This is a genomic window from Pseudomonas fluorescens (assembly GCF_000967965.1).
GTDB lineage: Bacteria > Pseudomonadota > Gammaproteobacteria > Pseudomonadales > Pseudomonadaceae > Aquipseudomonas > Aquipseudomonas grandcourensis.
In genome coordinates this window covers 64,339-86,703 of the sequence record NZ_LACC01000023.1, presented here as the reverse complement: position 1 = coordinate 86,703, position 22,365 = coordinate 64,339, and the positions used below count along the sequence as shown (strand labels likewise).

The window sequence follows — 22,365 nt, the reverse complement described above, 5'->3', positions numbered from 1 at the left end:
AAAAACTTCAAAATCTTCCCTGCAAACACCATCAGGGAAGATCAACCATGACTATCGGATCAAGCTACAACTACCCTTCATACATCGCCAAGGAGGCCGCCCGAACAAAGCGCTCGGCTGAAAACAAATGGGCAGCTCGCTTTCCCAATCCACCGGACTTGTGCTTTGACTATCGTGCACTGGTAGAACAGGAAAACGGCATCGCCAGGGCTACTGACCCGCAACATAAAATCTGCATCATCGGCGCCGGCGTCACAGGCCTGACCGCCGCCAGAGAACTCTATCGCTGCGGCTTTACCCATATCACTCTCATCGAACAATCCAGACGCATCGGCGGCAGGCATCTGACCGTTCCCGGTAGCCAAAACTCGGCAGCAAGCCATACACCATTTGAAATGGGCGCCATGCGCATGCCCTTCTTCAACCGGGCGGATGAGCCACCGACAGAAGGTCGGTCGCTGATGGCTTACTACGCCAATCAATTTGAATTGGCTTTTTCAGACTTCGCCAACCCCGGTAGCCAATGGGTTAACTCGACAGGCATCTATCTCCGGGAGGGCAGCATGGGCGGCGGATCGGCGCCGCAAATGTTGATATGGAAAAACGCAGACGGCGTCACCCCGCCTCCCGGCGATGAATTGCAAAAGGTTTATTCCAAGTGGAAAGCCTTTGCCGATCGTATGACCCGCCACGTTGCTGAGCTTTATGCGAGCCAGGAATGGGAAGCCATATGGGCTTCTATCGTTGAAAAATACGAGAGTGTCTCGTTCCGCGACCTGGTCAGTATGCCAGCACTGGAAGCTTGGGATGGCCGCTCACCCGGGGATTTCGGCGGAATGGGAATGTCTGCGCAAGAGTCCGCAATTTTTTACGCGATAGGTATAGGTGACGGTAGCTGGGGAGCTTTTTACGACGTCTGCTGCCTCTACCCTCTGCGTACCGCGATTTTCGGTTTCAGCAGCCAATTGCAACTGATCCATGGTCGAGTGGACTCAAACGGCGATCCACTGGATTCGCCCTACCTGAATAGCGAAACCGTTTTTGACTCAATGGGGCAGAGTTTCGACAGGCCCCGCTACATCGGCCTCGCCGCTTTGGACGAATGCCTGCTGTTTGTGAAAACCGACGAAACCGGAAAATCCATCTACGAACATTGCCTCGAAAGAAGCAATGGGCTTCTCACCGACTCATCCGTCACAAAACTGGAAAAGCTGACCAATCAAAAAATACGCGTCTATTACAACTGGAAACACAGTCAACCCGAGCAAATCCAGGAGCAATTTGATGACTTTGACTCGGTCATCATGACACTACCCTCCTGGCTGATTGAAACTCGAATCAAGCTCGAAAATTTCACCCGGGAGATGCTGCCTTTCGAGACGATTAACGCCTACAAAACCGCACACTGGGAAACAAGCTGCAAAGTGTTTGCACCGCTGAAAAAATCATTTCTCTCGAAAAACAAAAACATCCCGCAAGCCATCGTAACCGACAGTTTTATCCATGATGTCTATACCTACCGCTACAACGACAATTACAGCTACGACTGCATCCTGCTGAGTTATACCTGGGAAGATGACGCAACCAAGCTCGCCTCATTCAGCGATAAGGAGTTGGTATCAAAATGCGCCGAAGAGCTGGATCGCATACTCATGAACTCTGCCAACGTCCAGGAAAAAATCTCTCCCTACATCGGCATTGATCAGGCGGTGGTTCAGCGTTGGATCACTGATAAAAATGCTCTGGGCTGTGCCAAGCTTTACCGACCGGGCACCTACTACGATGCCGTCGGCCTGATGAAGTACAACCGGGACCTTGCTCATTTATCAGGCTTATATTTGTCCGGCGAGTCATTTTCAGTCGATGCCGGTTGGACGGAGCCATGTTTTCGCGGTGCTGTCGATGCAGTGATTCATATCTGCAACAAAACCGCCGCGATCTTCAATGGCGGATTTTCCTTGAGCGACTACCCGCACTACCAACTCAAAATCTGATCACATCCCCGTTCCAGAGCCATGCACGCAATACATGGCTCTACCTCTCGCACCGGCTACCCACTGCCATCAAACATCACTCTGATCCACTTTAGGACAAGGACTACGACCTAAACGGAAGTAGCTGACTTACACCCCATTCCTGATTCCCCTCTTATACACACGCCATTTAACAGCTTGAAAAACAATAAAAAGAGGAACGACGGAATGACTGAGCCAACAAGCCCTGCTCGTGTAGCAGTCGTGCAATTCGATCCACAAGTCGGCATCGAGAAATGTGTAGGTAATCTGCGTCGCAGCCTGGAATTGGCGCTTGAAGCGGTAAACGGCGGTGCGAATCTCATCGTTCTGCCCGAGCTCTCCAATACCGGCTATTTCTTCAGCAATCGACAGGATGCCTTCGCCCATGCCGAAGCGGTTCCCGACGGGCCAAGCGTGCAGTGCTGGATCGACTTCGCCCGAGAACACAACGTTTACCTCGTGGCCGGTCTGGCCGAACGCGACGGCATGCGACTCTTCAACACCGGCGTTCTGGTGGGACCAGACGGTTTTATCGGCAAGTACCGCAAAGCCCATTTGTGGAATCTGGAGAAGCTCTGGTTCACCCCCGGCGACCTGGGTTTCCCGGTTTTCGACACACCGATCGGCCGCATCGGGCTGTTGATCTGCTGGGACATCTGGTTCCCGGAGGTGCCACGGATCCTCGCCCAGCAAGGCGCAGACATCATTTGCAGCCTGAACAACTGGGTCTGGACACCGCCGCCGCTGTTCGACGATGCCGGTAAGTGCATGGCGTCGTATCTGACGATGACCGCCGCCCACGTCAACAACGTGTTTATCGCTGCCGCCAGCCGGATCGGCGAGGAGCGCGGCGCGCGCTACCTGGGTTGCTCGTTGATTGCCGGAACCAACGGCTGGCCGATTGGCGCCGTGGCTTCGGCAGACAGGCAGGAAATCCTGTTTGCCGATGTCGACCTGACCAGCTCCCGCAGTGCGCCCATCTGGAACAACCTGAACGATCTGCATCGCGATCGCCGAGCCGATCTTTACGATCAGATGCTCGGCTACACCCAACACCCTTGCCTCCCACGTTGATCAGGAGGCCTATCGCATGGAAGTTACAACCGACAAAAACCAACCATCGCGCAAATCACCGATTGATACAGCCGTCGTCCTGCTAATGATCGGCGCGACACTGCTGATCGTCTGGCTTTCTTTCAGCAACCGGACTTTCTGGGGAGCGCATTGGCCCGGGTACGGCGACATGGTATCGCTGCTACCCGAACCGAGTGCCTGGTTGCGTTGGGTGTTAGGTGACATCAGCGAGGTGGCTTTCTACAAGCACGAGTTCGCCTCGATCGGCCTGCTGGCGGGCGCTTATCTGGCTTACTGGGCGAATCGAACGGGGAAATCCTGGCAAGGGTTTGCCATCTCCTATGGAACGGGACTTTGGCCCTGGCTGGTCACCAGTTCGTTGCTCGGGCTGCTGCTGAGCAATCTGCTGTGGGGCTGGACGGTGACAGGCACAACCTGGCAACCCACATTCGTAGCATTCGTCTCGCTGCCAGCGGCGATGGTGCTGATGTTTGGCGGAGGCTGGAGGGTCACGATCAACGGCGCACTCATGGGCGCCGTACTCGTCACACCGATGTGCCTGCTGATCGTCAACTACGTGTGCCAACCGCTGGCCTTGCCTTCAGTGATTGGCAATGTGCTGGGCATGGCGGTTGCCAGCATCCTGGCGTTTCTGTTCTGCCGCTATTGGCCGAACCTGGTGAAATCCAGCTCGTCGGAAGCGCCACCCGCCTCGATCGCCCCCGCCAACGCGCCCGACTATGGCGTCATCTGGAGCCTGCGCCGGATTCTGGCGGACTTTTCCGAAGCACCGTTCTTCGGCAATGAGCTGGCCAGCCTTGGACTGATACTGGGTGCATTGCTGGCGTACAGCTTGAACCCTTCAAGCCCCGCGTACGGATCGGGCCTGTTGCTGCACATCATCGGCGCGCAGGCATTGGCCTCGGCCATCGGCGTGCTGATCTGGCGTCAACAATGGATGTTGCGCGGCTGGTATCCCACTTACATCCCGCTGGTTTCAGTGGTGCCCGCGGCGATCCTGGCCTATGGCGGCAGCTGGCAGATTATCGTCTCAAGTGCACTGCTGGGGGCATTGCTCGCACCACCGCTGGCCTGTGTGATTGCCAGGAAATTACCGGTCGACATGCACGCCTACATCGCCAACGTACTGTCGATGGCCATCAGCACACTGCTGATCGTGCCGCTGATCGGCTTTCTGATCGCTGATTAATGCCCCAGCCATTCGGCTGTATCGCGGCCTCAAAAGCGGATACAGCCACTTTTCATTACAAACAAGCGAGGTTTCCCATGGACCTGCCCAAACTGTCCATCGCGGCACTTGGCGGTACGGTAAGCATGCAAGCGAGCAATGCCGGTGAAGGCGTCATCCCGACCGTTAGCGGCGAAGCCCTGCTGACTTCCATACCGGAACTGACGACACTGGCCGGAGTCACCGTCGAAACCCTCGGCCTGCTGCCCAGTGCGTCCCTGGATTTCGAGTATTTGCTGAACGTATTGTCCTGGGCTGAGTTTCAGGTCAAACAGGGCGCTGTCGGGGTCGTGATAACCCAGGGCACCGACACTCTCGAAGAAGCCGCGGTGTTTTTGGATTACCTGTGGCCCTACGACACCCCCTTGGTGCTGACCGGTGCCATGCGTTCCGCAGCGCAGCCAGGTGCCGATGGACCGGCCAATCTGCTGGATGCATGTCGCGTTGCCTTGGTGCAGAACAGCCGACAGCGCGGTGTCCAGGTCGTGATGAACGGACAGATTCATCAAGCGTGCAGCGTACGCAAAACCGATTCGCTGGCATTGCAGGCGTTTTCCTCTCCGGTCGTGGGGCCCGCGGGCCTACTGTTGGAAGACCGTGTTCGCTACCTGCGCCCGCCGGGACCGCGCACGGTGTTACCGTTGCCGCAACAGACCACACAGAAAGTTGCGCTGCTTGAGGCCTCACTTTCGGCCGACACCCTGTTACTGGAAAATATTCTCGCACTCGATTACGACGGGCTGGTGATCGGCGGTTTCGGCGCCGGCCACATCTCGCAGCGCTGGGCGACAATGATTGAGCATATTGCCAAACGAATCCCCGTGATCATTGCGACCCGAACCGGTTCCGGCTCCACTGCACGAGCCTCTTACGGTTTTGGCGGTGGTGAAATGGACTTGATCCGCAAGGGCGCATCGATGGCGGGTTTTCTATGTCCGCGAAAAGCCAGAATTCTGCTTTGGCTGCTGCTTGGTTGCCAACGGCAGCACGAGCTTGCGCAGTATCTCAACGAGGACATTTGACTTCAAAACAATGTACAAACCTGTGGGCGGAGGATTTGCGCTGACAAAAAAGGCCTGCAGGTGCAGGCCTTTTTTATTTTCCGAATCGTCCTACGGCTTGTGCGCCCGGGCCAGGAATTCGTGGGATTGCATTTCCAGCAGTCGGCTGAGGGTTCGCTGGAACTCGAAGTTCAGGCGGCCACCTGTGTACAGGTCTTTAAGCTCGACTTCAGCAGAAATGATCAGCTTCACGTTACGGTCGTAGAACTCGTCGACCATGTTGATGAAGCGTCGAGCGATGTCGTCGGTGGTGACGCTCATCTGCTCGACATCGCTGAGCAGCACGGCGTGGAAGATCTTGCCCAGCTCGATGTAATCGTTCTGGCTGCGTGGACCGTCACACAGTTCGCGGAAGTTGAACCAGGCCACGTCATCGCAGGTGCGCACGGCACGAATTTCACGGTTTTCGATCATCAGCACGTCATTTTCGACCGCCGCCGTGCATTCCGGCGTCAGCGCCCGGAAGCTCTTGCGCAGGCTTTCGTTGGCGGCCTCGTCGAGCGGATAGTGGAACAGCTCGGCTTGTTCGAGGTGACGCAGACGATAGTCCACGCCGCTGTCGACGTTGACGATCTCGGTATTCTGCTTGATCAGCGCAATGGCCGGCAGGAAGCGCGCGCGTTGCAGGCCGTCCTTGTACAGGCCGTCCGGCACGATGTTCGACGTCGCGACCAGGGTCACGCCGTTCTTGAACAGTTCTTCCATCAGGGTGCCAAGGATCATGGCGTCGGTGATGTCGGAAACGAAGAATTCATCGAAGCAGATGACCCGGGCTTCGGTGGCGAAACGCTTGGCGATGATGGTCAGCGGGTTTTTCTCGCCGCTCAGGGTCTTCATCTCTTCGTGCACGCGCTTCATGAAGCGGTGGAAGTGCGTACGGGACTTTTCCTTGAAGGGCAGCGCTTCGAAGAAGGTGTCCACCAGGTAAGTCTTGCCGCGACCTACGCCGCCCCAGAAATACAGGCCCTTGACCGGGGTCTGATCCTTCTTGCCAAACAACTTGCCCAGCAGGCCCGGCTTGTTTTGCTCGGCCGCGACCAGGTCGTCGTAAAGGCGCTGCAAATGACGCACGGCAGTTTCCTGTGCGGCGTCATGGAAGAATTCCGGGCGTTTCAGATCAGCTTGATATCGTTCTAGGGGCGTCATAATTCGTTAGCAAGGCAACAAAAACGGGCCGACACTGTAGCGACGGCCCCGAGGAATGGCAATCGGCCCTTGGTCGGGCCGAACCGTTGTTTATTCCTGAACCGGCGTCAGGGCGATGCGCAAGGCTTCGATGGCAGCGTCACGCACGGCGCTGTCGGCAAAGGCCGGGCTGTCGGCAACGCAATCGCCTTCCAGCCAGACGCTGAAGCCCAGGCCTTCACTGCGCACGTCCAGATCCTGGCCCGCTTGCAGTTGCTTGGTCACCTGCCCCGCGGTTTTACCGTCGGCGAAGTTGCGCGACAGCAGCAGTTGTTCGCCATCGGCCGCCAGCAGACGGAAGCGGAAACTGCCGTCGTCTTCACGGAAGCTGACAAAACGCGCAGCCTTCACGGCTTTCTTCTTGGTGGTCGCCGCCACTTGGGTCTGGGCAACGAAGGAGCGCAGGCCCACCGCCTCACGCAGTTCGTTGAGGAACGGCGTCGCTACCGAACGGGCCTTTTTCGCGCCGTGCTGCAGGATGTCTTCCAGATCCGCCGGACGCTCGATCAGCTGGTTATAACGCTCGCGGGATTCGCCCAGTTCGCTGTCCAGCAGCTGGAACAGACGATTCTTCGCCTCGCCCCAACCCAGGCCCTGCAAGAGTTCGCTGCGGAACTCGTCGGCTTGCGCCGGGGTGGCGAACGCCTGGAACAGGGTGAACAGGTGCGAGTTATCCGGATCCTTGGCTTCGCCCGGCGCGCGGGAGTCGGTGACGATCCGCGAAATCGCGTCCTTCATCTCTTTGGCGCTGCTGAACAGTGGGATGGTGTTGTCGTAGCTCTTCGACATCTTGCGGCCATCCAGGCCCGGCAACGTGGCGACGCTCTCTTCGATCAACGCCTCGGGCATGGTGAAGAACTCTTTGCCCTGGCCAAACAGATGGTTGAAGCGTTGACCGATGTCCCGCGCCATTTCCACGTGCTGGATCTGGTCACGACCGACCGGCACCTTGTGCGCATTGAACATCAGGATGTCCGCGGCCATCAGTACCGGGTAGCTGTACAGGCCCATGGTGATGCCGGCGTCCGGGTCTTCACCGGTCTCGACGTTCTTATCCACCGAAGCCTTGTAGGCATGGGCGCGATTGAGCAGGCCCTTGGCGGCAACGCAGGTCAGCAGCCAGGTCAGCTCAGGGATTTCCGGGATGTCGGACTGGCGGTAGAAGGTCACGCGGTCGACATCCAGGCCACCGGCCAGCCAGGTCGCGGCGATTTCCAGACGCGAGCGCTGGATGCGCAGCGGGTCATCGCACTTGATCAGGGCATGGTAGTCGGCCAGGAAGTAGAACGAATCGGCATTGCTGTCGCGGCTGGCGACGATCGCCGGGCGGATGGCGCCAGCGTAGTTGCCCAGGTGCGGCGTGCCGGTGGTGGTGATGCCGGTGAGGATACGGGTACGAGTCGTCATGGGTAATCGCTTGTCAGACTGCAATCAATTCGAGAGACGCGGCAGGATCAGATCCTTGAGATCGGTCAGCTTGCCATGAAAAAAGTGCCCGCATTCTGCCACTTTCAGCAGCTCATGGGGACGTTCAAGCTTGTCGGACCATTCGTAAACCAGCTGCGGATCGATCACTTCGTCGGTTTCCGGCTGGATCAGGGTCAGTTCGCCCTGTTGCGGCAGCTGATCCTGATCGCCCAGGCGCATGACCGCCGGCGCGACCATGAACAGGTGCTTGAGCTGTTCGCCCTTCGCTTCCAGACGTCCACCGAGACTTGCTGCAACAAATCCACCGAAGGAGAAACCGAACAGGGTCAGCGGCAATTCCGGGTGTTTGGCCCGGAACCACTCGGCCACAGCCTGGGCATCATCGACTTCACCGGTACCCATGTCGTGGGTGCCTTCGCTGGCGCCGACTCCACGGTAGTTGAAGCGCAAAGTAATCAAACCGGCATCACGCGCGGTGCGCTGCAGGGTCGAGACCACTTTGTTGAGCATGGTGCCGCCCTGCACCGGGTTCGGATGGCAGATGAGCGCCAGGCCACGCAGCTGCTCATTGTCCAGGTACAGTGCTTCCAGTTGACCCACCGGGCCATCAATCACTACAGGGGTTTCACGCATAAGCAAGGAAGGAACTCCGTGACCTCGAATCGGGTCGACTCGTCTAGCAAATTGTCTGTGGCTGTCTATTGCGAGTGAATCGCGGTATACAGCGCAGGTTCGAGCCGTTAACGTAAAGCAAAGCCGTTTATAGAGGAAGGACTCGTGGAACACTCGCTCTTAGTTTGGTTGTTACCGACTCTTGCCCTGGTTGTGGGTGTCGCCATTGGGTTCCTGATCGCTCGCGTTGCTCCGAACGCCGCGCCCAGCCGCACGCAGCGTCAGCTGGACGATATTCAGGAACGTTTCGACAGTTATCAGAACGAGGTGGTGACCCACTTCAACAGCACCGCGACACTGGTCAAGAAACTGACTCAGAGCTATCAGGAAGTGCAGGACCATCTCGCCGAGGGCGCCAACCGCCTGGCCCTGGACGAACAGACTCGCCAACGCCTGCTGGCCTCCCTGCACGCCGACGCGGCGCAGGCACCTCGTGAGCGCCTGACGCCACCGCGCGATCAGGAGCCGCCACGCGACTACGCTCCCAAATCCCCGAACTCGCCTGGCATGCTCGATGAGCACTACGGCCTGAAGAAGTAATCAGCTTTCGCGCGTAGCAAAAAGCCCCCGGACATTCACTTGTCCGGGGGCTTTTTTGTTTCTGCGTTCTTCGTTGACTGTACTGGCCTATTCGCGAGCAGGCTCGCTCCCACAATTGATCTTCAGCGGACACAACCTCTACGACCAAAGAAGATCCCCTGTGGGAGCGAGCCTGCTCGCGATGGGGCCAGAACTGACGGTACAAAAAAGCCCGCCTGATCTGGTTAGGATCGAGCGGGCTTTTTACACCTGGGGTTCAATCAGACGATCAAGGGTACTGCTGAACCTGACCTTGCTGCTGACCACCATACTGCTGGCCAGGAATCGCCTTGAGGTTGACCTCTACACGGCGGTTCTGCGCACGGCCATTGACGTCAGCGTTACTGGCAACCGGGCCATCCGGGCCGGCACCGCGAGCGCTCAGGTTGGCACCGCTGACACCTTGCGAGGTCAGGTAGGTTGCCACGCTCTGGGCACGACGCTGGGACAGGTCCATGTTGTGCTGGCGGCTGCCAGTGCTGTCGGTATAGCCGACAATCTCGATCTGGTTCTGGTTGAACTCTTTCAGCGAGCCCGCCAGGTTGTTCAGCGGCTGGTAGAAACCTGGGGCAATGTTCGCCGAATCGGTAGCGAACGTGATGTTACCCGGCATGATCAGCTTGATCTGGTCGCCCTGGCGCTGCACTTCAACACCGGTGTTGGCCATGCTGGCGCGCAGCTTTTTCTCTTGCTGATCGGCGTAGTAGCCGTAGCCGGCGGCGGAAGCACCAACCACTGCTGCACCGATCAATGCGCCCTTGCCACGGTTATCGTGGTTGATCGCAGCACCAGCCAGCGCACCGGCCAGAGCGCCCAAGCCACCGTATTTAGCGGTCTTGCTCATGCCTTCGGAGCCGCTATCCGTCTGGCCCTGAGCCTGGCCCTGACCGCCGTATGGGTTAGGCGAAGCACAACCGGACAAAACGGCCACAGCCGTAGCGAGAATAATCAAACGACGCGTGGTGAACATGTAAAGCTCCTACTTTTTTGCATTCTGTGGTGCAACGGACCAAGGCATCAGCCTTTGCGGGCGTTGGATCACGTTAACGGGTAAAAATTCCGAATGTTACAAATCAGCCCCGAACAAAGGGGTTCTCGCGCATTTCGTCGCCCAGGCGGGTATCCGGACCATGCCCGGTCACCACGGTCGCGTCTTCGTCGAGGGTGTACAGCCGCTGCTTGATCGAGCGCACGATGGTCGCCTGGTCGCCGCCCCACAAATCCGTGCGTCCGACGCCACGACGAAACAGCGTATCACCGGCAATCAGCAGCTTGGCCTCGGAAAACCAGAAGCTCATGGAGCCCGGCGTATGACCTGGCGTGTGCAGCGCCACGCCACAGCCGCAGGCCAGCTCTTCATCATCGGCCAGCCAGCGATCCGGGGACGGCACCGGGGTATAGGGAACACCGAACATCTGGCACTGCATTTCCAGGTTGTCCCACAGGAACTGGTCTTCCTTGTGCAAATGCAGGGTCGCGCCGGTTTTCTCCTTGAGTTGGCCGGAAGCCAGGAAATGATCGAGGTGCGCGTGGGTGTGAATGATGCTGACCACTTTCAGCCCAAGGGCGTCGAGACGCGCCAGGATCAACTCATGATTGCCACCCGGATCGACGACGATGGCCTTTTTCGTTACCGGATCGCCGATGATCGTGCAGTTGCACTGCAAAGGACCGACGGGGAAGGTTTCGCGGATGAGGGCGGGGTGCTGGGACATCGGAGCCTGCTCGATAAACGGGGACGAACGATTTTCGCACAATTGAGTATCCAGCCAATGGCCGCGATGTGTAACGTGAAAAATCCTTAACCCAGCACCCCCAATTCCTTGGCTCGCGCCACCGCCTGCGTACGCCTCTCGACTCCAAGCTTGCTATTGATGTGGCTGGCGTGGGTCTTGACCGTGTGCAGGGAAATAAACAGCTGATCGCTGATTTCCTGGTTCGAACAGCCCTGGGCGATCAATCGCAGGACTGCCATTTCCCGGGTGCTGAGCTGTTCCGCGACCGCGCAGGACTCCAGCCCGGGACGGGCAGCCAGTGCCGGCAGTTTTTCACTGAGGCTCAGGGAGACGGGGGTTGGCGGACAGTTTTGAAGCTGCCCACGCAGCCAGTCCGGGTGCTCGGCAAGCAAGCCCTCAAAGGGTTGCAGTACCCCTCCGCCGGCGGCGTCCAGCGCCTGGGCCAGCGCCTTGCGTGCTTCCGGCTCCCGTCCGCTGCCCAGCAACAACGCCACTTTCTGGGTCAGCGCCATGGCACTGAGCATCTGCCGACCGCTTTGCTGACCATGTTCGAGCAGCGCATTCAAACGCCCTTCGGCCAGCATCGGTTGGCCCTGGATGACGTCGAGCAGTGCTTGTTGCAATTCGATATGCAGCGGCAATTGCGGGTGGAATTCCGGTGGTGCCGCCCCGTTTTCGCCGTTATAGGTCTGCCCCAGGCGCGCCAGCCAGGCTTCGGCCAGATCGGTGCGCCCCTGGGCTAGCCAGAGTTCACATTTGACCAGGGTGATCATGGCCAGGTAGTAGATCGGTGGCACATCCCAGATGTGCATTAGCCGTTCGGCTTCGGCAAGTTCGGCAAAGGCTTTGGCGAATTCGCCGCTACTGCCTTCCAGCCTGGCAATCACGCAGTGGCCGATCAGCACGCTGATGTCACGGCAGGCACGCGCCTCGCTCAAACCGGCCTGCAATCGCACCCGCGCCGCTTGTGGCTGCATGCGCAGGGCCAGCAAAAAGCCTTCGTACAAGGTCAGCCGGGCTCGAACCGCATACAGCCGTTGCGCAGGCAAGCTCTGCAGGCGCTGCATTCCCTGACGGACCTCTTCCAGCGCCCGACAGATTTCCCCGCGCGCTTGCAGCACCCGGGCGCGGTCGTAATGTGCCAGTGCTTCGAACAAGGGGTTGCCGACCCGTTGCGCCAGCTCCAGCGATTCGCGGTTCAATCCCCGCGCCCGCCACAAATCACCGTCGGCAATGGCCAGGTTAGACAGGGTCGAGAGGCACATCAGGCGTTGTCCGTAACGCTTGGACGGAAGACTTTCCAACGCTTCGCCGCAGTACCGCAGCGTCAGTTCGCGGTTGCCGCGCCCACGGGCAATGATGCCGCTCAACGCCAGCCATTGGGCCAGCATCGACTTCTGGGCGGTGGCCGACGGAGCGGGCAGGAAACGGCTCAAATGGCTGGCCAGTTCTTCCGCGGCATCCAGTTGGCATGCCATCCCCAGCGCCCAGCTATACAGCACGATCAGTCGCGGTGTGCTGATCAGCAAGCTGTCAGGCAAGTCCATTTTCCAGCGCAGCAACATGCCGACGTTCTGCTCGGCCAGCAGTTGCTCTTCGGAGAGGTTCTGCACCAGGTTGGCCGCGACATCCAGGTGACCGGCACGCAAGGCCTGCTCCACGGCCTCATCGAGCAGGCCCTGGGCATTGAACCAGCGGCAGGCACGCAGGTGCAGGCTGGCGGCCGGCACCATCGACTGGGAAGTCGGGCGCGTGCGCAACAGATCGGAAAACAGGTGGTGGTAACGATACCAGTGGCCATGTTCATCCAGTGGCACCAGGAACACTTGGTGGGCGAGCAGGAAGCGCAGGATTTCCCCGCTGTCATGGGCGTCGCGAACGGCGTCGCACAGTTCGCTGCAAAAACGTTCCTGGGGCGCCGTGTCATAGAGGAACGACTGGACCTCGGCGGGCAGGCAATCGATGACTTCTTCGAGCAGGTAATCGCGGATCAGCCCTTCCCCGCCGTGCAACGATTGCGGCAGTGCGCCATCGGTGCCCGCCTCCGAGGCGGCCAGCAGCCAGAAACGTAACCCTGCGACCCAACCTTCGCTGCGCTGGATCAGGTTTTCCAGTGCCTCTCCGCGCAGGGAACTGCTGTGTCGGTCGAGTAGGCTCAACGCTTCGTCGTGGGTCAGGCGCAGATCCTGTTCATGTAACTCAAGCAATTGCCGCGACAGCCGTAGCCGCGCCAGATGCCAATCGGGACGCTGGCGACTGGTGACCATCACCAGCAAGCCATCGGGAAGATGGTTGAGGAAAAATTGCAGGCAACGATCCAGCACTGGCCCCTGGGCCAGATGGTAATCATCCAGCACCAGCAGCAATGGCGTCGCGGTGGACAGGTGTTCGGCCAACTCGTCGAGCAGGCCGTCCAGCCATTCTTCGAATGCGAAAGGCTGATGGCGCTGGCGCATTTTCAACAGCCCGAGGGATTGTCTGCCCAAGTGCGGGAAGTAGTCCTGGAGGCCTTCCAGCAGGCGCTCGAGAAAACGCCCCGGGTCACTGTCTCGCGGGCTCAAGCCCAGCCAGAGGCTTTGCCAGTGCGCCGGCAACCCCTGACAAAACTCTACCGCCAACGAACTCTTGCCGAACCCTGCCGGTGCGCTGACCAGCAGCAACCTGCCACCGAGCCCGGCACTCAGGCGCTCGCACAAACGTGGACGCAGCACATGGCCGTCGGGCAACGGCGGGCGGAAGAAGCGCCCGTCGAGTGTCGCGACAGCAACGTTTGCAGAACCTGGGGGTGTAGACAAATCAGTCATAGCCGGCTCTTGTTTGAATTGCGGGTGGCGGCGTTGCAGATGTCCGCAGACTAGCCGTAAACGGATAGGGAATGAAGGTAATTGCTACAAATGGCTACAAAAAGTCTACAAGCAAAAAAAAGCCCCGAACCAGTCGGGGCGTTTTCAGAGGGTGCGGCTTCTACTCAGTTCACCTTAGCGAACACCGTCCTGACGCAGGGCGGCCGGAGTGAAGTCGCTGGTGGTGGCCTGGAAGCCGAAGTCATAGGCCGACTTCTCTTCGTTCTTCATGCCCAGCGCCAGGTAACGACCCGATTGCAGGTCATACAGGGCTTCGAGGGCATACCACGGCACTTGCTTGTCGTAGTAGTTCTCGGCATGGGCCTCACCTACACGCCACAGTTGGCCACGACCGTCGTAATGGTCGATGACCGCTGCTTGCCAGGTATCTTCGTCGATGTAGAAGTCACGCTTGGCGTAGATGTGACGCTGCCCCTCCTTCAAGGTGGCTACCACATGCCACACCCGGCGCAGCTCGTAACGCGCCAGATCCTGGTTGATGTGACCGGCCTTGATGATGTCGGTGTACTTGAGGCTCGGGTCGTCGAGCTTGTAGGCGTCGGAGGCGATGTACATCTCTTTCTTGCCTTCGAGCTTCCAGTCGTAACGATCCGGTGCACCGTTGAACATGTCCAGGTTATCGGAGGTACGCAGACCATCGGCCGCGGTACCCGGGCCGTCATAGGACACTTGTGGCGCACGACGCACACGACGCTGACCGGCGTTGTAGACCCACGCCGAGCGCGGTTCCTTGACCTGGTCGAGGGTTTCGTGAACCAGCAGCACACCACCGGCCAGACGAGCCGGAGCGGTCACTTTCTGCTTGAAGTAGAACAGGATGTTGCCCGGGTTTTTCGGGTCGTAGTCCTTCATCTTGTCGCGGAACACGAACTGGTCCTGGAAGTACACCAGGCTGAACGAGCCGTTCGGCTGCGGCGTGGCCTGGGTCACCAGGCGGGTCACGCTGCCCCCGCGATAGCGGGTGATGTGGTTCCAGATGACTTCCACGCCGCTTTTCGGAATCGGGAACGGCACGGCTGTTTCGAAGTTTTCCAGGCCGTTGCCGCCGGACACCAGGTTGGTGTTGGTGGCGTTGCGCTTGATGGCGGCGAACACGTCATCCGGCACGGTGGCACCGCGATGGGACGGATAGACCGGCATCTTGTAGGTTTCCGGGTAGCGCTTGAACATCGCGTACTGGCCCGGGGCGAGCTTTTCCTTGTACTGGTCGACGTTCTGCGCCGTGATGGTGAACAGCGGTTTTTCGCTGGCGAACGGATTGGACAGGAAACCTTTGCTGTCGACCGTACCGGCGTTCTTCGCCATCGGCTTCCAGGCGGGGATCGAACCGTCGGCGTTACCCGCCATTTCGGCGCCCATCGGGGTCAGGCTCTTGCCCAGTTTGTCGGCCTCGGCCTGGGGAACCGCTGCGATGACGCTGGTCGCCAGCAGCGAAAGGCCCAGAACACCGGCTTGGAACAGACTCTTTGTTATTTTCATTTATGTGTTCGTCCTGAAAATACTGTGCTTAGAAGTTCACGCCGAGGCTGAGCGCAACGAAGTCGCGATCATCCACGGTGGTGTACTTGCCGTCGAAGAAGTTGGTGTAAGCCAGGCTCGCGGTATAGGTGTTCTGGTACTCGGCGTCGACACCCAGGCTCACCGCTTTGCGGCCTTCCTCGAAGTTGCCGCCAGGGCCAGGGGAGTAACCGCTCACGTCATGGGACCAGGCAACGTTCGGCTTGAGGTTCACACCAGCAAACACGTCGTTGTATTCCCAGATGGCACGACCGCGGTAGCCCCACGAAGTGGGGGTGGTGAAGCCTTCGTCGGTGCAGTTGCGGCTGCGGTTGTTGGTCGGCGTACCCGGGCCGGCACCGCTGATGGTGCTGTTGTTGAGTGTCACGCAGGTATCGAGCGCGCCAGAGGCTGGCAACTCACCCGGGCCGAAGACCGGATCGCGGCCATAACGAACGTCGGAAGTGCTTTCCAGGCCGCCAACGTGGGTCACGCCTATTTCGCCTACCAGGGTCAGACGGCTGGCGCCCATGACCTGGTCGAAGAAGTGCGTCAGGGTGGTCTGGAACTGGGTGACTTCCTTGCGACGATACCCGTGCAGGTCCTGACCCGGCACACCGGTAAGCAGCGATGCATTGGTCAACGGGTTGTTCGGGTTGTTATTGCCTATAGGACGGACACCGGAGAAGAGGATGTCGGTGGAGTTGAGCTGCACCGGTGCGTTCGGACGGTAGCTGATCTCACCGCTCCACGCCGTACCGGTAGGCAGGGTGGTGGAAAAGCTCAGGCCGTAGAGGCGGATGTCTTCCGGGTATTCGATGAAGTACTGCGAGTTACCCGCCACCAGCAATGGCGCCAGCGCGGCAAACGGGCCACCTTGGAGTGCCGCAGCAGTGTTGTAGACCGACTGCGGCGCACCGGTGGCGCTGAAGATCGGCGCACGGCTGTGGTAGTTCATGAAATAGGCGCCGAATTCGGTGTCCAGCGGGTCGAACATGTACTTGAAGGACGCGCCCCACTGGCCGCTGTCACGGGCATCGCGATCGCCGCCGCGACGCACCAGAACACCCTCGTTGTTGACGTCGACGCCGTTGGCGGCCAAAGGCCCCAGGGCGATGGCCGGAATTTGCGAACGCTTGGCCAGTACGCGCAGGTTGTCGTCGCAGCCGTCGGCAACGATGTCCGGCTGGGAGAAGAACGTGCCGCAGTTGTCGACGACGGTCTGGTCCCATTCAATTTGGTAGAACGCTTCGGCCGACAGGTTTTCGGTCAGGCTCTGGGACACATAGAACATGTTGACCGGGATCAGGCCTTCCTTGATCTCGGCACCCGGACGGCGGAACGCGGACACGTCGATCGGGTTGATCGAGTTGATGCCACCACCGATGAAGGTACTTTCACCCCAGCTCACGACCTGCTTGCCCAGACGCACGGAGCCTGGTTGATCGGCAATGGAGTAGTTGTGGTAGACGAAGGCGTCGAGGATCTGGCCGCCGGCGGACTTGGCGCCTTCCTTGCGGCCCTCGTCGCTGATGTCCTTGAACGGACGGCTTTCGTCCTTCAGTTCAAAGTCGTACCAGTATTTGCCACGGACGAAAACACCGGTATCGCCGTATTTCAGTTCAAGGTCATGGATGCCCTTGAAGATCTTCGAGAAGGTTTCTCCGCTCTTGAAGTTCAGGTGACCGTCATCAGAAGTCTGGGACAGACCCTTGCCGCCGTTGTTGACACCAATGAGGTTCTTGTTCGGCTGCTCGGTAGACCAGCTGGCACCAACCGACAGGGATGAGTCGAACTGACCTTCGATTTCACCGACGTTGAAACTGACGCCGAATGCTGGCCCGGCGAGCGTAGAGGCAAGACTGACAGCCAGGGGCAGTTTCGCCCGGCGCCAGAACTGGTTTACTGATGTCATCGACGCTACTCCATGTGCATTTTATTTTTATGGCAAGAGCACTTCTAAAAACGCTGTGGATAACCGGGAGCCATGGCATCCCAAAGTCATTCCAAAGTTGCATCGCCCCGGTTCGTGCGGTTGCCCCGTTCTTAAAAATCCTTGAGCGGACTATAGCCAGCAGGTAGTAGCGCTTGATCCCTCTAAAGTGTGATTTGCAGTTGCCAGCCACTCTGGAACAGTCCTTTCGCCAGTCCGACACCCGTCGGCACGGCAAGGATGGCTGAAAAATTCGATTTGACAAGCCAAGCGCTTGCTTGGTGGGGCTGGCGTGCCCTTTCGGGCACGCCGGGAGACGCTTAAAGCGTCGAGAGGAAGGTGCTGTTGGTGGCTTGCCATTCGCTGATGTCGACACGAATGCGCTTCTTGTCGAGCTTGCCGACGCTGGTCTTGGGAATTTCAGTAACAAGGGCAATCTGGCTCGGAATCGCCCACTTGCTCAAGTGTCCCAGCTCCACAAACGGCTTGAGGTGTTCCTTGAGTTCCCGCGCCCCGATTGCGTGACCCTCACGCAGCACCAGCAGGGCAAACGGCCGCTCGCCCCACTGCGGATCGGGGATCCCCACCACTGCTACTTCACGTACCGCCGCATGACGGCTGATCAGGTCTTCCAGGTCCAGGGAGGAGATCCACTCGCCACCGGTCTTGATCACGTCTTTGATCCGGTCACGAATGTCGATCACGCCCATGCTGTCCAGGGTCGCCACGTCACCGGTGTGCAGCCAGCCTCCGGCCCAGAGCTCGGCCCCCTTCTGCGGCTCGTTGAAATAACCCTCGGTCAGCCACGGTGCGCGTAACACCAGCTCGCCCTGGGTCTCGCCGTCGGCGGGCAGGAAGTTGCCCTCGGTGTCGACGATCGCCGCCTCCACCAGTGGCCCCGGCACGCCGGCCTTGATCCGGTAAGTGGTGCGTTCGTCTTCGGTACCGGCCATCAGCTCATCGTTCAAGTGTGCGCACGAAACCAGTGGCCCGGTTTCCGACATGCCGTAGGCGGCGGTCAACTGAATGCCTTTGGCCTTGGCCGCCTCGTACAACGTGCGGTTCAGGGCGCTGCCGCCGATGACGATTTTCCAGCCGCCGAAGTCGACGTTCTGCGCGGCCTTGGCATTGAGGACCATCTGCAAAATGGTCGGTACGCAATGGGAGAACGTGACCTTCTCCTTGCGCCACAACTCCACCAGGTACTCCGGGTCATAGCGGCCGGGATACACCTGTTTGAGCCCGAGCATGGTCGCCACATACGGCAAGCCCCAGGCGTGCACGTGGAACATCGGGGTGATCGGCATGTACACGTCGTTGGTGCCCAGCAGGCGCACGCTATCGATCGCGCCCATGATGGTCGATACGCCCATGGTGTGCAGCACCAGTTGCCGATGGGTGAAGTACACGCCCTTGGGGTTGCCGGTGGTACCGGTGGTATAGAACGTGGTCGCGACCGAGTTTTCGTCGAAATCCTGGAAGTCGTACTGCGGGCTCGCTGCGGCCAGCAGTTGTTCGTATTCACCGACGAGGTTCGGCAGGTCCGCGGTTTTTTCCGGCAGGTCAGTCAGCAGCAGGGTTTTGTCGACCGTGGTCAGATGCCCTTCGATGGCCTTGTAGAGACCGACGAACTCGCTGTTGACCAGCACAAAGCGGTCCTCGGCGTGATTCATGGTGTAGAGGATCTGTTCCGGCGACAGGCGCACGTTGATGGTATGGATCACCGCGCCGATCATCGGGATGGCGAACATGCATTCCAGGTAACGATGGCTGTCCCAGTCCATCACACCCACGGCATCCCCGGGCTTGACCCCGGCCGCTGTCAATACGTTGGCCAGGCGGGCCACCCGTTCGATCAGGGTCGGGTAGCTATAGCGCAACTTGTCGCGGTAGATGATCTCGCGGGTTTTCTCATAACGGGCACCGGACATCAGCAGCCGCTTGATCAACAGCGGGTACTGATAAGCGCCTTCGGCCGGGGGGATAACGCGAGTCTGCAACATAATAATCCCTTTAATCTGACTGCACGGTCGTGACTGAAAGTACGCACTGTAGTGCCCTTGAACGCCAGCCAAATCAGCCAAAGGAATGATTTGCAGAACCCTGCAAATGATAGCGTTGCGCCACCACCCGCAAGGATTCTCGATCTGTTGTAACTACGGAATCAATGCATCTCGGTAAAAGCCAGCTTCACGCCAATCGCAATCAGCACCGCGCCCATGGTCCGGTCGAACCAGTGGCCCATGCGGGCGAAACCGGCGCGTACGCGCTGCTGGCTGAACAACATCGCCACCAGGCAGAACCAGCCCGCTGTCGCTGCCGCCAGGTAAACCCCGTAACCGGCCTGCACGGCCAGCGGCGTGTGCGGGTTGATCACCACAGTGAATAGCGAGAGGAAGAACAGCGTGGCTTTCGGGTTGAGGCCGTTGGTGACGAAACCCGAAGTGAAAGCACCACGGGCGGTGCGCTCGCCGGCTTCCTTGTGCAGATCGTCCGCCACAGGCTTGGCCGGTTGCGCGCGCAGCGCCTTGTAACCGATGTACAGCAGGTAAGCGGCAGCGGCCCATTTCAAGGCATTGAACAGCACGATCGACTGGGACACGATCAGGCCGATACCCAACAGCGAGTAACCCACGTGCAGGAAAATCGCCGTACCCACACCCAGCGCGGTCCAGGTGCCAGCGCGGCGACCGTGGGTAACACTCTCGCGCACCACCACGGCAAAGTCCGGGCCGGGGCTGGCCACGGCCAGCAGGTGAATCAGGGCAACGGTCAAGAACTCTGTCCAGTACATGGGGGCTCCTTCAGGCCAAGCGTAACTATTTATTTCATCTGGTAGGCTCGGCAGATTACGCCTTCAGTTCATTGCACAAAAGGTACAGTTGATGACGAACACTCGCCGCGCCGTATTCCTCGACCACCCGTCCCTGGACCTCGGCGACCTTGACCTCGACCCGCTGCGCAGTTGTTTCAGCGATTTGCAGCTGTTCGCCCAGACCTTGCCCGATCAAGTCATCGAACACCTCAAGGGTGCCACCGTCGCAATCAGCAACAAAATTGTCATCGATGCCGCCGCCATGGCCGCCAGCCCTGATCTCAAGCTGATCCTGATCACCGCCACCGGCACCAACAACGTCGATCTCGCCGCCGCCCGCACCCACGGGATTACCGTGTGCAACTGCCAGGGTTACGGCACACCGTCGGTGGCGCAGCACACGATCATGCTGCTGCTCAACCTGGCCACGCGCCTGGCCGATTATCAAAAAGCCGTCGGCGAAGGCCGCTGGCAGCAGGCCAAACAGTTCTGTTTGCTGGATTACCCGATCGTCGAACTCGAAGGCAAAACCCTTGGCCTGCTGGGACATGGCGAATTGGGCGGCGCGGTCGCACGGTTGGCTGAAGCCTTCGGTATGCGCGTTGTGCTGGGGCAAATTCCCGGACGCCCTGCCCGCCCGGACCGCCTGCCACTGAATGAACTGTTGCCACAGGTCGATGCGCTGACTCTGCACTGCCCGCTCAACGAGCACACTCGCCACTTCATCGGCGCCCGTGAACTGGCCTCGATGAAACCCGGCGCGTTCGTGGTCAACACCGCTCGCGGTGGGTTGATTGATGAACAGGCGCTGGCCGACGCCTTGCGCAACGGGCATCTGGGGGGCGCCGCCACTGACGTGCTGAGCGTCGAGCCTCCCGTCAACGGCAATCCGCTGCTGGCCCACGACATCCCACGCCTGATCGTCACCCCGCACAACGCATGGGGCAGCCGCGAAGCGCGCCAGAGAATCGTTGGCCAAGTGAGCGAAAACGCACTGGGATACTTCAGCGGTAAGGCGCTGCGGGTCGTCAGTTGATAAACTGCGGCACTTTTTTTCCACGGGAGCAGTTATGGATCCGCGCAGTGAAGTACTGCTTCGTCAGGCCGAGTTATTCCAGGGTTCGGTGTTGTTGGCCGGTTTGCCCGCCGACGACTTGCTGGGCCGTTTGCCCGAAGCTCATGGCTGGTGCTGGCACGCCGGCGATCAGGCCGCGCTGGACGCCCGCTTCGCCGAGCGCAGCCATTTTGGCGTGAATGCGCCAGAGCGTGAGTTCGATACAGCGGTGGTCTTTCTGCCCAAGGCCAAGGACCTGACCGACTACATCCTCAACGCCCTCGCCTCACGGCTGGCCGGCCGTGAGCTGTACCTGGTCGGCGAGAAAAAAAGCGGCATCGAAGGTGCCGCCAAACAGCTCAACCCGTTCGGCAAGCCGCGTAAACTCGACAGCGCGCGCCACTGCCAGCTCTGGCTGGTCACTGTGGCCAACGCGCCTGAAGCCAAACCGCTGGAAAGCCTGGCGCAGACCTACGAACTGCCGCTGGCCGAAGGCCCGTTGAAGGTCATCAGCCTGCCAGGGGTGTTCAGCCATGGTCGCCTGGATCGTGGCAGCGCGCTGCTGCTGGAGCATCTGGACAAACTGCCCAGCGGTCACTTGCTCGATTTCGGTTGCGGCGCAGGGGTTCTGGGGGCGGCAGTGAAACGTCGTTACCCACACAACCAGGTCACGTTGCTGGATGTGGATGCCTTTGCCGCTGCCAGCAGTCGCCTGACCCTGGCTGCCAATGGTCTGGAAGCCGAGGTGATTACCGGTGACGGAATCGATGCCGCGCCGATGGGTTTGAGTGCGATCCTGAGCAATCCGCCGTTCCATGTCGGCGTACACACCGACTATTTCGCAACGGAGAACTTGCTGCGAAAAGCAGCCAAACATCTGAAAAACGGTGGCGAACTGCGCTTGGTAGCGAACAGTTTCCTGAAGTATCAACCGCTGATCGAAGAGCACCTGGGCGTGTGTGCAATCAAGGCCGAAGGACAGGGTTTCAGAATCTACCGGGCAAAGCGCGGCTGAAACTTTTTTTGAAAAAGAAGGCTTGCCGAATGGGTTTTGCAAAGGCAGAATCCGCTCCGTCCTAGGGGAGTAGTCTCCCACGAGCGCCACGCTCGTCCGGCATGCGTCAACATACTTGGTCCTCAGACCATGGCGCATGCGACCCAAGCATCCATATCAGATGGATCGCAGGGTTTGACAAGACCTAT

Annotated in this window: 17 protein-coding genes and 1 riboswitch; of the genes, 7 read left to right on the top strand and 10 right to left on the bottom strand. The window is 59.4% G+C overall.

The window, feature by feature from the left end; translation table 11 throughout:
- Positions 1–47 precede the first annotated feature (47 nt).
- The 4 genes from VC35_RS18785 to VC35_RS18770 all read left to right on the top strand — a co-directional run bounded on the left by VC35_RS18785 (position 48) and on the right by VC35_RS18770 (position 5,360).
- The gene (locus tag VC35_RS18785; protein ID WP_046041908.1) at positions 48–1,994 is read left to right on the top strand and encodes a flavin monoamine oxidase family protein; all 1,947 of its coding nucleotides are present in this window, start codon (positions 48–50) and stop codon (positions 1,992–1,994) included.
- 207 nt (positions 1,995–2,201) lie between these two features.
- Positions 2,202–3,089, top strand: a complete 888-nt coding sequence (locus VC35_RS18780; RefSeq protein WP_046041907.1) for a nitrilase family protein — start codon at positions 2,202–2,204, stop codon at positions 3,087–3,089.
- Positions 3,090–3,105: 16 nt separating this feature from the next.
- Positions 3,106–4,299 carry a threonine/serine exporter family protein gene (locus VC35_RS18775; RefSeq protein WP_046041906.1) on the top strand — a complete coding sequence of 398 codons (1,194 nt, stop codon included), beginning with the start codon at positions 3,106–3,108 and terminating at the stop codon, positions 4,297–4,299.
- Between the two features lie 77 nt (positions 4,300–4,376).
- Positions 4,377–5,360 carry an asparaginase gene (locus tag VC35_RS18770; protein ID WP_046041905.1) on the top strand — a complete coding sequence of 328 codons (984 nt, stop codon included), beginning with the start codon at positions 4,377–4,379 and terminating at the stop codon, positions 5,358–5,360.
- A 90-nt stretch (positions 5,361–5,450) separates the two neighbouring features.
- Here VC35_RS18770 and zapE read toward each other — a convergent pair whose 3' ends face one another.
- The 3 genes from zapE to VC35_RS18755 all read right to left on the bottom strand — a co-directional run bounded on the left by zapE (position 5,451) and on the right by VC35_RS18755 (position 8,645).
- Entirely contained in the window at positions 5,451–6,545 is a 1,095-nt protein-coding gene (gene zapE, locus VC35_RS18765) for a cell division protein ZapE (RefSeq protein WP_046041904.1), read from the bottom strand.
- Positions 6,546–6,635: 90 nt separating this feature from the next.
- Positions 6,636–7,991, bottom strand: a complete 1,356-nt coding sequence (locus VC35_RS18760; RefSeq protein WP_046041903.1) for a tryptophan--tRNA ligase — start codon at positions 7,989–7,991, stop codon at positions 6,636–6,638.
- A 24-nt stretch (positions 7,992–8,015) separates the two neighbouring features.
- Positions 8,016–8,645: an alpha/beta hydrolase gene (locus VC35_RS18755; RefSeq protein WP_046041902.1), complete on the bottom strand. Its 630-nt coding sequence runs from the start codon at positions 8,643–8,645 to the stop codon at positions 8,016–8,018.
- Between the two features lie 144 nt (positions 8,646–8,789).
- Between VC35_RS18755 and VC35_RS18750 the strand changes: the two genes are divergently transcribed.
- On the top strand, positions 8,790–9,224 hold the full coding sequence (locus VC35_RS18750; RefSeq protein ID WP_046041901.1) for a Z-ring associated ZapG family protein: 435 nt from the start codon (positions 8,790–8,792) through the stop codon (positions 9,222–9,224).
- A 268-nt stretch (positions 9,225–9,492) separates the two neighbouring features.
- Here the strand turns inward: VC35_RS18750 and VC35_RS18745 are convergent, their stop codons facing one another.
- The 7 genes from VC35_RS18745 to VC35_RS18715 all read right to left on the bottom strand — a co-directional run bounded on the left by VC35_RS18745 (position 9,493) and on the right by VC35_RS18715 (position 20,087).
- On the bottom strand, positions 9,493–10,233 hold the full coding sequence (locus tag VC35_RS18745; RefSeq protein ID WP_046041900.1) for a YiaD family glycine zipper/OmpA-like lipoprotein: 741 nt from the start codon (positions 10,231–10,233) through the stop codon (positions 9,493–9,495).
- A 103-nt stretch (positions 10,234–10,336) separates the two neighbouring features.
- Entirely contained in the window at positions 10,337–10,978 is a 642-nt protein-coding gene (locus VC35_RS18740) for an MBL fold metallo-hydrolase (protein ID WP_046041899.1), read from the bottom strand.
- A gap of 86 nt (positions 10,979–11,064) precedes the next feature.
- Positions 11,065–13,803, bottom strand: a complete 2,739-nt coding sequence (locus tag VC35_RS18735; protein WP_046041898.1) for a winged helix-turn-helix domain-containing protein — start codon at positions 13,801–13,803, stop codon at positions 11,065–11,067.
- 174 nt (positions 13,804–13,977) lie between these two features.
- Positions 13,978–15,342, bottom strand: coding sequence for a DUF1329 domain-containing protein (locus VC35_RS18730; protein WP_046041897.1), 1,365 nt, complete (start codon positions 15,340–15,342; stop codon positions 13,978–13,980).
- A 28-nt stretch (positions 15,343–15,370) separates the two neighbouring features.
- Positions 15,371–17,275 carry a DUF1302 domain-containing protein gene (locus tag VC35_RS18725; RefSeq protein ID WP_046041896.1) on the bottom strand — a complete coding sequence of 635 codons (1,905 nt, stop codon included), beginning with the start codon at positions 17,273–17,275 and terminating at the stop codon, positions 15,371–15,373.
- A gap of 338 nt (positions 17,276–17,613) precedes the next feature.
- Positions 17,614–19,296: a fatty acid--CoA ligase gene (locus VC35_RS18720; protein ID WP_046041895.1), complete on the bottom strand. Its 1,683-nt coding sequence runs from the start codon at positions 19,294–19,296 to the stop codon at positions 17,614–17,616.
- 161 nt (positions 19,297–19,457) lie between these two features.
- On the bottom strand, positions 19,458–20,087 hold the full coding sequence (locus tag VC35_RS18715) for a LysE family translocator (RefSeq protein WP_046041894.1): 630 nt from the start codon (positions 20,085–20,087) through the stop codon (positions 19,458–19,460).
- Between the two features lie 91 nt (positions 20,088–20,178).
- Here VC35_RS18715 and VC35_RS18710 point away from each other — a divergent pair, with 91 nt between their 5' ends.
- Positions 20,179–21,144: a 2-hydroxyacid dehydrogenase gene (locus tag VC35_RS18710; protein ID WP_046041893.1), complete on the top strand. Its 966-nt coding sequence runs from the start codon at positions 20,179–20,181 to the stop codon at positions 21,142–21,144.
- Positions 21,145–21,178: 34 nt separating this feature from the next.
- A complete protein-coding gene (locus VC35_RS18705; RefSeq protein WP_008045980.1) occupies positions 21,179–22,177 on the top strand; it encodes a class I SAM-dependent methyltransferase in 999 nt (332 codons plus the stop codon).
- Between the two features lie 51 nt (positions 22,178–22,228).
- A riboswitch (yybP-ykoY riboswitch) is annotated at positions 22,229–22,353 on the top strand.
- Positions 22,354–22,365: the final 12 nt, after the last annotated feature.